Genomic DNA, 12229 nt, shown 5'->3' on the forward strand with positions numbered 1-12229 from the left:
CTGGGCGCGTGTCTGGGGGCTCTTTCATGTCCAAGCGCTGAGGTTCCTCAAGTGCCGGTCCAACGGGCTTACTGCTGGGCATCCTTGGCCCATGTCGCTTCCAGTCATCGCGATCATCATCGCGTCCGTCAGTGCGGTGTTCACCGGGTCCAACATGGTCATCTCTGCGTTGACCTACCGTCGCGTAAGGCCACGAGTCGAAGTCGAGTCCAGGTGGGGACTGCTAGGAGACCTTGAACACCCCAGAAAGGGTAAGAACACTTTCGGTTTCCGTCTGCACGTCAAGAATGTCAGCCCCACAGCCGCCAAGGTGGAGAGCGTTTACGTGGTGGGTTGGATGCCGCTGCGTTATCCACTCAAGAAGATGTTTCGCAAACCTTGGCCAAAGAGGCGCGTTCCGGTCCGCCAAGAGATCAAAATCCCCCGCATTGCGGGTCCACGCTCCCTCAAGGCGCCGAACATGGAACTTCCAGCCTTTGGCGGATTGAGTTGGGAGATCCCGTATGACTTCGAAACTATCTCGCCTCCCCCTGGTTGGGGCTCCGTGACGGTTGTAGTGCGGCTGACTAACGGTGAAGAGGTGCACGGAAAGCGGATCTCTCGCAGCGCACTGGACGATCAGATCAAAAGGATCAACGGCTACTACCCGGAACTCGGGCTGTCATCTCCATCTGTGTGACAGGGCGCCTTGCGCCTTCGTCTCCGTTAAGCGGAATCTGCACCTCTCGTTTGTCAGTGCCTCATGGGACAGTCATAGCTCCAAGACCAACCGACCATGAGGAGGAAGCATTAACAAGCCAGCACGTAAGAGAGCCGACAAGTTGAAGGCAGGCGATTACCTGAAACTCTGGAATGGCAAGACTGCTGAAGTGCTCTCGATTGAACCAGCGATCAACCAGGCAGGAAGAAAGGCACTGATCCTCACCCTGTACAAGTCACCCAAGATGGCGGTGAAGACAGGGCGCATCATGACCATGCACTACCCGGCGTAGCAGTAATCCCAAGTAGGGCCCGTAAAGGTCCCCGTACGCCACTGTGACGCCCTTATGGAGCTTGCTGGTCTCCCAGCCACCCAAGTCCCGTAAGGGCGTCAGGGGGCACGCCAGAGAGGCTGTGTCTTTGACTAGGCCCCTCAGTGCGACCCGAAGTCTCAGCAAAGCTGGGACGAGCGTACACCTACGCTCCAGGTGCCCCCAGAACGAGCCTGTACGCCCCTGAGAGCGCCTAGCATCCACTCCTGGCCTCCCAGTGCCACCAGACGAGGCAGGCTCTCAGAGGCCCCCTAGGGCCCCGTAGACCCTTGGAGTAGAATCCAGGTCCCTGGACAGTATGGAGATAGGGAATAGATAGAGAAATAGAGAATATCTAGAGAAAAGATATATTCCCCCTTCGGGGGAATTAATATCTATCAGAATCTCTTCCCTGTATATATCTCTTTTTAAAGAACAGTGTACTCAAGGTTCTATCACGCCTCCCGGCGTGAGGTCAACAGGACCAACTCCACCCGGAGTTTTCAGGTTTTTCAAATAATGGAGAATGCCGCGAGCCGGCTGAAATAGCCATTAGAGTAGTAACTCCATCAATTGAATATACCCATGGAAACCAGGAGTCTCAGCGAATTCTTTGATTTAATTCTATAACCCGTATCCCCAAAAAGGATACTGAGCCGAAATAGCATACCCAGTTTTGATGGGTAATGGAATTCGTACCACAACGCGCGGGAATATTGTGCATAATGTTGAGTTCCCTTTGATTAGAAGATTTCTCTTCCAGAGGCGCGGCAGCGCCGATGGCATCACCAAAGGGAGATACCTAAGCCAGAGGAGCGCAGCGACGATGGCGGGTATCCAAGAGACCAAGGGACTCCCCTCTAATCTCTGATTTCTCCTGGTATCCCTAACGTACCCGCCGCCGTAGGCGGTTGGTACGTATTCTTTCTTTAGTCTCTTTCTTCTTTTTCTTTCTTTCTATATATTTAGTAGCTCATTGGTGAGCTACCCCATAGCTCATCCATGAACTACCCCTAGCTCAGATTTGAGCTACCCCCTAGCTCATAGATGAGCTACCCCTCTACTGAGTTGGGGGAAGCTCTGGCAACTTTCTGCGCTCTATCGAGGGCTTGTAGTTCCCATCGATAGCCGGGTTGTCGAATGCCTTGTAGTGCACTGCTGGAATGGCGCAGTAGTAGAAGTTCGACGTTCCGATACGGTTCTGTACCGTAAGCCATCCTTGGCTAATGAGTTCTTCAACGTACCTCTTGATGGAGGGCACGGACTTGCCCATATCATCGGCCAGAGTCTTGTGTGAGGGGAACGCTTGTCGATTGCTTCCGGCGTAGTCATTGATGATCTCCCACAGTATCTTGGCGTCACTGGAAATTTCCTTGGCGTACTTGAGGGCTCTTGGCACTACGCTGAAATGCCCGGCAGCGTACTGGACTCCCTCTTGATCTAAGACCATTGCCAACTCTGAGGTCTTTACCCCGTTGACTACTAAGTCCTTACTCCCACCTTTGGTGAATTTATTTGTGTCAGTCATTCGTGTTAAACTCCTTATAGAGATTTTGCTTATGGTTCGCGTTGCTCCTCGGAACATTCATTTCTCATCCTTTCGCTGGGTCGGTCATCCCTGAGAAGCCCTGTAGGTTCCCCCCTATGGGGCTTCTTCTATTTCCCGGTAGAATGTAGCTATATTCCTTTTCTTGGCGAAGAACTCCTCTAGTCGGACCGGCCCTAGAGGAGTTCTTCTATTTAGTAGGTCCGTAGGTGAAGGGCGCTCAATTGGTTGAAGCGGACTCCCCTTCGTTCCTCTGGCTTCCATGAGACAGCCACATATATCAGTCCAGCGGCTCTCAAGGCCGCGAGGGACGCCAAGTAGTCCTCTCCTGGAAACTCTCTACCGAACCAGACTTCTAGCTCGTTAGAGAGGCCCTGGAGATCCTCAATCTTTGTGGCTAGCGCGATAGCTGCTGTACTGAGTTCCATAGCGGCTCATAACAGGTGAAGGTGCCAGGTCTCGGCTCCCATAAAGCCATTCTGGGAAACTCGATTCATATGGACTAGTCCCTGATTAACAAGCACTTCTAGAATTTCTCGGAAATTCACACCGGGAAAACTCTCATTAAATGCCATAGAAACTTCATCGAGCTTTGCCGGAATATTCTGGGCTGAGTAAGTTCGAATGATCTCAATTAGTGCTGGTCCAGCATGCTGGGTTAACTCCTGTACTCTCTGAAACTCTGCTTCCTTCAATGCCGCCTGTTCAGCTAACTGACTTTCCATAGCTCTCTGCGCCTGTACTGCCGGATCTAGAGTTTCGCTCCACCATGAGCGCTCTTGCGCGCCAAAACTGAAGCCGGCTGACTGTAAAAATGGTGTATTACTCATAGTTCTTTCTCCTCTGTCGATTACTGAACTCGATACCAATAGGGCTTGACTGATCTGTCAACTTCGATGTAAGCAAAGCGCTCCGCCTCTTCAATGGCTCTCTGTACGGCCTTGCTGCCGCTATTGGTACTCACTACTTGACTTAGCTCTTCCTGGCTTATCTGAACTCCGTCTGCCCATACTCCCAGATACCAGGTAAGCAATTTCGCCATTGCTGATAGTCTCTGGTCGTACAAAAGCTTTCCGACTTCAGACGGATTCCATCCGTCTTTTGTGGCTAATGGCATTCCTGTCTTCCCTTCCATAAACGGGTTGCTGTTGAGTCTATTATCTCACATTCCGCTCCATTAACGGAATCACTCCGACCCATCAACGGAATCCCAGAAATACCAAAGGCGCTCGGCCGGTTAATTCCAGCTAAGCGCCTTCTGGTTTTTATCTATAGGGCTGCTCCCATGTCCGGGATGTTTGCTCCTGCTGGTGCACTCATAAGTCACTCTCCCTCGAACGTAAGCGGATTGAGCGGCGCAGGAGTCTTCTCCTGGTCTGGTGAGGTAACCCCTACGGCAGGCATACCGCTACGTGAGCTGTGTACGCCCCCTAGGAAGCTCTCGTTACGGCTCTCCGGTACTGGAGGCGTAGAAGGGGATGCGACGCCGTTAGATGGCTCTACAGAGCTTTGCCCAAACCGTGCTGTCTGTGTAGTGCTTCCACTGGTTAGATCCATAATCATTGCCTTTCTAGTGTTGGTTTTACTCCTCCCTTTAATTGTCCCATTTCTGGAATCGGAAATAAAGAAAGCCCCCGGATGAAATCCAGGGGCTTTCCTAATCGGTTATTTCAGGTTACCGCTTGGGGCGTACACAAACACCTCCCCCCGGTATACGCAACACGCGTTAGTCCGGGATTTAGTCCGTACTCCATATTGAGATAGCAGTAGGGTTCATCCTTATGGTCGGGCATGCAAAGACATATTCCTGTCTTTTCCCCATTGCAGGGATAGAGCAAAGTCCTTCCAGGGTATATCCGGTGCTGAAACTCCGGCTTCTTACGTCTCTCCTGCACCCACTCAATCACCGCTACTACCGGCCAGAGTATTGCGTTACCGACCGCAATACCGATGAACACCCAACCCGCAATGGCACTAACAACGATTCCGATGATTCCCATTGCTGGTCACTCCCCCTTCTGAGTGTCGTGAGCCGACAGAGCCTGAGAGATGGCACCGACGGACGGGTTACGGCTCTCTCCACTCTGCGTCTTGTAGGTGAGGTGCGGCTGAATCTGCCGGATGGTGAATCCCTTGTCCCTGAGCGCCACAGCCTGAGCCGTAAGAGCCTCAGACATGACCGCACGACGTCCGCCTACCCTGCCGTTCTTCCGAGCCGTCTCAAGGCCGTTCTTGGTCTTCTTCACAATGTCCCTGCGTCGGTCCTCGGCAAGCGCGAAAGCAAGGTCAAGGATCAGGGAGCGCTCTGTGTGCTCACCCTTGGCAATGCCGTCCAACACCTTCACGGACACACCACGCTCGAAAAGCTCAGTCAGCATCAGTAGACCCTCAAGGAGGTTCCGGCCGAGCCGGTCAACTTCCTGAACCGTGAGCATGTCTCCCTCTCGCATGTAGTCGAGAGCAGAGACGAGACCAGGGCGCTCCGCAACAGTGAGCTTTCCGGAGATCTTCTCCTCAAAGACCTTCACGCACCCTGCCTCAGTGAGTGCGTCGTGCTGCCGTGCCGTCTCCTGCTTGTCCGTGCTCACTCGAACCAGTCCGACCAGCGCCATGACTACCCCTCCGCGTTCATCAAACCCCTGTCTCAACAAGATGAACACTACCAGATAGATGAACGGGTTGATGAACAGATTCGGGGATTCCTGGGGCCGAGTTGGCCGGTGTCGGCAGGGTTCATCTAACGATCGTTTGATGAACGCTCCCATCGGTCCCTGACGCATACTCAGGTGACTTTTCGGCACTCAGTCAGGCCGCGCAATGTCAAGCATCGTTACCAAGATATGACCTACCCCACCCTTAAAAGTTTCGTTAAGGGAAGTGGCCTGCCTGGTCTCTTTCACGCAACTTGTGTTGTGCGCCGAGACAGTATCCAGAAACAGAGAAGCCCCTAGATCAGCGTCTAAGGGCTTCTCTGCTGTGTTCTTAAGGGGTTGGGCTCAGTACCTGTCTCCCAAGCCTTGTACGGCGTTCACAGCCCTTGTGGAGGCCATGTCCGCCCCGTACCTGCGGAGCATGGCAGGGGACTTCCAACCCCTGATAGCCATGATGTGCTCTCCCGAGACTCCAGCCGCTTTGAGGTCATCCGCCCACGTGTGGCAGAACGAGTGAGGGGCTACCTGCGCAGGGTCGTAACCGGCTTGCTCTGCCCGCTTCTTCACCATGACGTACAGACCCCTGTACTGGAGTGGACCCCTGCCACGGGTGCCAAGCCAGAGGAACGGGGTTGAGTCGGCTAGAGCGTGCGTGCAACGGACTCGGAGATACCGAGCAAGAGCCTTTGCTGTCTTGGGCTGGAGAGGCACCACACGGGCGTCAACGCTGTTCCGATCCATCTTGAGCGGGATCACCAGCATGGTTCGCCGAGCTAGGTCCAAGTCCTGTACCCGCAGGTTCAGCAACTCCTCAGCCCTCAGTCCCTCCGTGAGAACTCGGATGATTGCGTGATCCCGAACAGTCTGGAAGTCCCGAACCTTGGCAGAGCCGTTCCCTGTCGCCTTGAGTACGTCAGTCACGAACTCCTCTGAGAGTGTCTTGGGCTTACCGAGAGGAGGAGCGGCGTACCGGTGGAGCTTGGGGGAGTCATAGGGGTTGGCGTGGTCGTACTCCTCTGCCAAGTAGATGAACAGAGGGCGCAGGTTCCTTTGAAGGGTGTTGGTCCCTCCCGTGTAACCGCCCTTGCCGTCCTGGGACTTGGGCACGTCGTGCACTCGGTAGTACCAGCGAAAGAAGCGGTTCAGGGTGGCTACGTCACACGTGGTGAAGTCCCCTTCTTCTCCGCACTCGGTCATCCAGTTGTGCAGGGCGACACCAGCGAACTTGTACGCGTTGATGGTCTTGCGTTGGAAGGGACGGCCGTACCTGTTGGTGATCGTGCTCAGGTGGAGATCAAGTTCTTCCAGCATGGCCGTACGCGCATCTGTGGCTGAGCGTCCGTCTACGACTCGGAGAGGTGCTGTCGGCTGTGTCGGTTCAGCGCTGCTCTGTGCGCTCCTGACAGCACTCCGGAGAGGTGTACGTGCTTGCACTGTGGCTCCCTCTGCGCCGTGCGGCGCTCTGTGGAGCTAGGTCAGTCCGTGATGGACCAAGCAACTGACCTAGCCCCCTCTGGTGTGGGAGTCCCAGAGCTGTGGAGCGTTGTCTGACCTTGAAACGTGCTGGTCAGACCTACTTTTGGAGGCCGTGGCGGGAATTGAACCCGCGTAACTCGCTTTGCAGGCGAGCCCCTGAACCACTCGGGCACACGGCCGTGTTGAATCGTTGCTCTCGGCCGTGGTGGGATTCGGACCCACGTGACTCCCCGCGAGCGGAGCTCGCTGATGGATGCAGCGCAGGCGAGCCCCTGAACCACTCGGGCACACGGCCGTGTTCGTGGGAATGACGTTATGGCGAGCTGCTTCAAGGGCTCAAGGGAATCGGTGGCGTCGCAATGCGACTGCCACACGGCGTTCATGAACGGCCCGGCGGCGTACGACCAAGGTCGCAGGGCGAGCGGGACCACCGACAGGGGTAAAACCGTGCTGTGCGCCTTACGCTGCGGCCATGAGTGCCCTTGAGTCGCGTGACGCCGATGTCCTGAGCCCCGTCGAGCAGGGCGACGGTGTACTGGGCAGGGCTTATCGGGCGCTCAGTGTCGGGATCGTGTCCGTCGTGCTGCTGATCGCCTTCGAGGCGACCGCCGTCGGCACCGCCATGCCGGTCGCCGCGCGGGAGCTGGACGGCGTGGCCCTGTACGCGTTCGCCTTCTCCGGGTACTTCACGACCAGCCTGTTCGGCATGGTGCTGGCCGGTCAGTGGTCCGACCGGCGGGGGCCGCTCGGGGCGCTGACCACGGGGATCGGCGCCTTCGCCGCCGGGCTCGTCGTGGCCGGGACCGCACAGGCCATGTGGGTGTTCATCCTCGGCCGGGCCGTGCAGGGGCTCGGCGGCGGACTGGTCATCGTCGCGCTGTACGTCGTCGTCGGCCGCGCCTACCCCGAGCGGCTGCGGCCCGCGATCATGGCGGCGTTCGCGGCCTCCTGGGTCGTGCCGTCCGTCGTCGGCCCGCTCGCCTCCGGCGCCGTCACCGAGCACCTCGGCTGGCGCTGGGTCTTCCTCGGCATCCCGGTCCTCGTCGTCTTCCCGCTCGCCCTCGCCCTGCCGCAGATACGGCGCAGGGCGGCGGGCCCGGTGGACGAGGAGGCCGGCGCCCTCGCCCTCGACCGGCGGCGGATCCGGCTCGCCCTCGGCATCTGCGTCGGCGCCGGCCTCCTCCAGTACGCCGCGCAGGACCTGCGCCCCCTGTCCCTGCTCCCGGGGCTGGCCGGCACCGCCCTGCTGGTTCCCGCTGTCCTCGGTCTCCTCCCGCACGGCACCTACCGGGCGGCCCGCGGCCTGCCCTCCGTCGTGCTGCTGCGCGGGCTGTCCGCCGGTTCCTTCATCGCCGCCGAGTCCTTCGTGCCGCTGATGCTGGTCACCCAGCGCGGGCTGTCGCCGACGCTCGCCGGGTTCTCGCTGGCGGCGGGCGGCGGCACCTGGGCGCTGGGCTCGTGGGCGCAGTCCCGGCCGCGCGTGCGGCCGTACCGGGAGCGGCTGATGACCGTCGGCATGGTGCTGGTCGCCGCCGCGATCACGGCCGCGCCCAGTGTGCTCCTGCACGCCGTGCCGGTCTGGATCCTCGCCGTCGTCTGGGCCTTCGGCTGCTTCGGCATGGGCCTGGTGATCTCCTCCACCAGCGTGCTCATGCTGAAGCTGTCCGCCCCGGAGGAGGCCGGCGCCAACTCCGCCGCACTCCAGATCTCCGACGCCCTCTCCAACGTCGTCCTGCTCGCCGCGACCGGCGCCGCCTTCGCGGCCCTGGGCGGCGGCAGCACGGCGGCCGCCGCGGCGGCCGGCCCGGCCACGGCCACCGACGGCACCCACCCCGCCGCCTTCGCCGCCGTCTTCCTGCCGATGGCGGGGGTGGCACTGGTGGGGGCTTGGGTGACGACGCGGTTGCGGGAGCGGAGTCCGGTGGCACCGATTGGTACTACTTAGTACCGTCGACGCGTGGCTGGACTGAACCTGCGGTTCACGGACGAAGAGCTGGATGCCCTGCGGGAGCGCGCTGCGGCCGAGGGGCGTAGCATGCAGGCCTTTGCGCACGACGCGGTGATCGCAGCCATCAACGAGCACTCACGACTGTTCAACGAGGCGGCCGAGCACGTCCTGAAGGCCAGCGCCGAGCTGAACCGGAGGCTCGCCTGATGCACTACCTCACGCTCCCCGAGCTGCTGAACCTCGCGCAGCGGCTCGGAGCGGATGAAGTGCGCGACTACGGGCTCCTGGACTCGGCGCTGGCACGTCCGCAGTCGAGCGTGTTCGGGCAGGACGCATACCCGGACGTGTGGCAGAAGGCCGCAGCCCTCATGGAGTCCCTCGCCCGCAATCGCGCCCTCGTGGACGGCAACAGGCGCCTCTCCTGGTACGCGACCTGGGTCTTCCTGCAGATGAACGGGCATCCACTGGACCCGGACTTCGACGTCGACGAGGCCGAGCGATTCGTGCTGGACGTCTGCCAGGGAGCGCTGGACGTTGCCAAGAGCGCGGCGCAACTGCCGCGCTTCGCGCGCTGACTGTGACGTGGCTCCCACCCACGGGCGACCCGGCCTCGTTCGCGCGTTGACACCACCGGGGCGCCGGTAGGGTGGCCCGGTTGTCATACGTAGCCGAGCCGCCCGACCCGCAAGACATACGGAGACCGTGACTACTACCGCCGCTTCCTCCGCTCACTCCCACCACCTGTCGCCCGCCTTCCCGGGCCGCGCGCCCTGGGGTACCGCCAGCAAGCTGCGTGCCTGGCAGCAGGGGGCGATGGAGAAGTACATCCAGGAGCAGCCGCGTGACTTCCTCGCCGTCGCCACGCCCGGCGCCGGCAAGACCACCTTCGCGCTGACGCTGGCCTCCTGGCTGCTGCACCACCACGTCGTGCAGCAGGTGACCGTGGTCGCGCCGACCGAGCACCTGAAGAAGCAGTGGGCCGAGGCGGCCGCCAGGATAGGGATCAAGCTCGACCCCGAGTACAGCGCGGGGCCGCTCGGCCGGGAGTACGACGGCGTCGCCGTCACCTACGCCGGTGTGGGCGTGCGCCCGATGCTGCACCGCAACCGGGTCGAGCAGCGCAAGACCCTCGTCATCCTCGACGAGATCCACCACGCCGGTGACTCCAAGTCCTGGGGCGAGGCCTGCCTGGAGGCGTTCGAGCCCGCCACGCGCCGGCTCGCCCTGACCGGTACGCCCTTCCGCTCCGACACCAACCCCATCCCCTTCGTGACGTACGAGGAGGACAACGCGGGCATCCGGCGGTCCGCCGCCGACTACACGTACGGCTACGGCTCCGCCCTGTCGGACGGGGTCGTGCGGCCCGTCATCTTCCTCTCCTACAGCGGCAACATGCGCTGGCGCACGAAGGCCGGCGACGAGGTGGCCGCCCGGCTCGGCGAGCCGATGACCAAGGACGCGGTCAGCCAGGCCTGGCGTACGGCGCTCGATCCGCGCGGTGACTGGATGCCCAGCGTGCTGCGCGCCGCCGACCAGCGGCTGACTGAGGTCAGGAAGGCCATCCCGGACGCCGGTGCCCTCGTCATCGCCTCCGACCAGGACTCGGCACGCGCGTACGCCAAGCTGATCCGTGAGATCACCGGCACCAAGGCCACCCTCGTGCTGTCGGACGACGCGGGCGCCTCGACGAAGATCGACGAGTTCAGCGACAGCAACGACCGGTGGATGGTCGCGGTGCGCATGGTGTCCGAGGGCGTGGACGTGCCCCGGCTCGCGGTCGGCGTGTACGCGACGACGATCTCCACCCCCCTCTTCTTCGCTCAGGCCGTCGGGCGTTTCGTACGGTCCCGGCGGCGCGGCGAGACCGCGTCCGTGTTCCTGCCGACCGTGCCCGATCTGCTGACCTTCGCCAACGAGATGGAGAAGGAACGGGACCACGCCCTCGACAAGCCGAAGAAGGAGGGCGAGGAGGACCCGTACGCCGAATCCGAGAAGGAGATGGAGGAGGCGAACAAGCAGCAGGACGAGGACACCGGCGAGCAGGACATGCTGCCCTTCGAGGCGCTGGAGTCCGACGCCGTCTTCGACCGGGTGCTGTACGACGGCGCCGAGTTCGGTATGCAGGCGCACCCGGGCAGCGAGGAGGAGCAGGACTACCTCGGCATTCCGGGCCTGCTGGAGCCCGAGCAGGTGCAGCTGCTGCTGCAGAAGCGGCAGGCCCGGCAGATCGCGCACAGCCGCAAGAAACCGGACAGCGAGGCCGACCTGCTGGAGCTGCCGGCCGAGCGGCGGCCGGTGGTCAGCCACAAGGAGATGATGGAGCTGCGCAAGCAGCTCAACACGATGGTCAGCGCGTACGTCCACCAGAGCGGCAAGCCGCACGGGGTCATCCACACCGAGCTGCGCCGGGTCTGCGGCGGACCGCCCAGCGCGGAGGCCACGGCGGGGCAGCTGCGGCAGCGGATCGCCAAGGTGCAGGAGTGGGCGACCCGGATGAGGTGACCCGGTCCGCCACGTGTCAGTTCCTGGGGCCTGTGCGTATCCGGACGAATTCAGGCAGGCCGGAACTGGTCTTGCCCGGATTCTGGACGGAGACTTCCGCTCAGCGAACCTGCTTCGCTACTGTCCGGCTACGCACACGCCCCGTGGCAGCGCCGCCGCGGAGCGCAGCCGTGAAGCGACATGGCCCGGAGCCGCCGGGCGTCCTGCCGATCGGCGGCCTCTGAAGCGCGTCGCCGACGGGACTCGGCGGCGCATCCGCCGCTCAGGGGTCCGCCGACCTCACCGCCGAAGGAGTGGGCGTCGTGACCGCGGAGACCTCTCAGACGCTCGATCGGGGACTGCGTGTCCTCAAGCTGCTGGCCGACACCGACCACGGGCTGACCGTCACGGAGTTGTCCACGAAACTGGGCGTGAACCGTACCGTGGTGTACCGGTTGCTCGCCACCCTGGAACAACACGCGCTCGTACGGCGTGACTTGGGCGGGCGAGCCCGGGTCGGGCTGGGGGTGCTGCGGCTCGGCCGGCAGGTGCATCCGCTGGTGCGGGAGGCCGCGTTGCCGGCGCTGCGGTCGCTCGCCGAGGACATCGGGGCGACGGCGCATCTGACGCTGGTGGACGGGACGGAGGCGCTGGCCGTCGCCGTCGTCGAACCGACGTGGACCGACTATCACGTGGCGTATCGCGCCGGGTTCCGGCATCCGCTGGAGCGGGGGGCGGCCGGCAAGGCGATCCTCTCCGCGCGGCAGTCGTCGTCCGCGGATCCCGGGTACACCCTCACGCACGGGGAACTGGAGGCCGGGGCGAGCGGGGCCGCTGCGCCGCTGGTGGGAGTCACGGGCGTCGAGGGCAGCGTGGGCGTCGTGATGCTGGCCGACTCCGTGCCGGAGCGGGTGGGGCCGAGAGTGGTGGAGGCGGCGAAGGAGGTCGCCGAAGCGTTGCGCTGACGCCGGCCGCGCCGAGCGGTGCGATGAGTGTCCGGCCTCCCGGCGGCACGACTGCCCGCAGCTGCGTTTGCTCATCCGGCCAACCCCCGCCACACACCTTTGGCCGATCCGCACACCCCGCCTTCCCTGCCCCTCCGCATCATCAAGGGCCA

The 12229-nt window shown here is 61.8% G+C and carries 11 protein-coding genes and 2 tRNA genes; 7 read left to right on the forward strand and 6 right to left on the reverse strand.

The window, feature by feature from the left end; translation table 11 throughout:
• Window positions 1-91 precede the first annotated feature (91 nt).
• Window positions 92-679, forward strand: a complete 588-nt coding sequence (locus ACFYOH_RS20345) for a hypothetical protein (protein WP_388627343.1) — start codon at window positions 92-94, stop codon at window positions 677-679.
• A 142-nt stretch (window positions 680-821) separates the two neighbouring features.
• Window positions 822-992, forward strand: coding sequence for a hypothetical protein (locus tag ACFYOH_RS20350; protein WP_388627344.1), 171 nt, complete (start codon window positions 822-824; stop codon window positions 990-992).
• Window positions 993-2070: 1078 nt separating this feature from the next.
• Here ACFYOH_RS20350 and ACFYOH_RS20355 read toward each other — a convergent pair.
• The 6 genes from ACFYOH_RS20355 to ACFYOH_RS20380 form a co-directional block, all read right to left on the reverse strand.
• Window positions 2071-2538 carry a helix-turn-helix domain-containing protein gene (locus ACFYOH_RS20355; protein WP_388627346.1) on the reverse strand — a complete coding sequence of 156 codons (468 nt, stop codon included), beginning with the start codon at window positions 2536-2538 and terminating at the stop codon, window positions 2071-2073.
• A gap of 452 nt (window positions 2539-2990) precedes the next feature.
• Entirely contained in the window at window positions 2991-3386 is a 396-nt protein-coding gene (locus ACFYOH_RS20360; RefSeq protein ID WP_388627348.1) for a hypothetical protein, read from the reverse strand.
• Between the two features lie 1176 nt (window positions 3387-4562).
• Entirely contained in the window at window positions 4563-5168 is a 606-nt protein-coding gene (locus tag ACFYOH_RS20365) for a recombinase family protein (RefSeq protein ID WP_388627350.1), read from the reverse strand.
• A gap of 384 nt (window positions 5169-5552) precedes the next feature.
• Entirely contained in the window at window positions 5553-6518 is a 966-nt protein-coding gene (locus ACFYOH_RS20370) for a tyrosine-type recombinase/integrase (protein ID WP_388627352.1), read from the reverse strand.
• 269 nt (window positions 6519-6787) lie between these two features.
• Window positions 6788-6862, reverse strand: a tRNA-Cys gene (locus ACFYOH_RS20375).
• An 18-nt stretch (window positions 6863-6880) separates the two neighbouring features.
• A tRNA-OTHER gene (locus tag ACFYOH_RS20380) sits at window positions 6881-6978 on the reverse strand.
• Window positions 6979-7155: 177 nt separating this feature from the next.
• Between ACFYOH_RS20380 and ACFYOH_RS20385 the strand changes: the two genes are divergently transcribed.
• From ACFYOH_RS20385 to ACFYOH_RS20405, 5 genes are all read left to right on the forward strand, one after another.
• Window positions 7156-8628 (forward strand): MFS transporter, encoded by a 1473-nt coding sequence (locus ACFYOH_RS20385; RefSeq protein WP_388627354.1) that lies wholly within the window; start codon window positions 7156-7158, stop codon window positions 8626-8628.
• 12 nt (window positions 8629-8640) lie between these two features.
• On the forward strand, window positions 8641-8838 hold the full coding sequence (locus tag ACFYOH_RS20390; protein WP_124441851.1) for a hypothetical protein: 198 nt from the start codon (window positions 8641-8643) through the stop codon (window positions 8836-8838).
• Complete coding sequence (locus ACFYOH_RS20395) at window positions 8838-9206, forward strand: type II toxin-antitoxin system death-on-curing family toxin (RefSeq protein ID WP_388627356.1); 369 nt, start codon at window positions 8838-8840, stop codon at window positions 9204-9206. Before ACFYOH_RS20390 ends, ACFYOH_RS20395 begins: the two co-directional genes overlap by 1 nt.
• 127 nt (window positions 9207-9333) lie before the next feature.
• Entirely contained in the window at window positions 9334-11133 is a 1800-nt protein-coding gene (locus ACFYOH_RS20400) for a DEAD/DEAH box helicase (RefSeq protein WP_388627358.1), read from the forward strand.
• A 302-nt stretch (window positions 11134-11435) separates the two neighbouring features.
• On the forward strand, window positions 11436-12077 hold the full coding sequence (locus tag ACFYOH_RS20405; protein ID WP_388627360.1) for an IclR family transcriptional regulator: 642 nt from the start codon (window positions 11436-11438) through the stop codon (window positions 12075-12077).
• Window positions 12078-12229 lie beyond the last annotated feature (152 nt).

Source organism: Streptomyces sp. NPDC007856 (genome assembly GCF_042868225.1).
Lineage (GTDB): Bacteria > Actinomycetota > Actinomycetes > Streptomycetales > Streptomycetaceae > Streptomyces.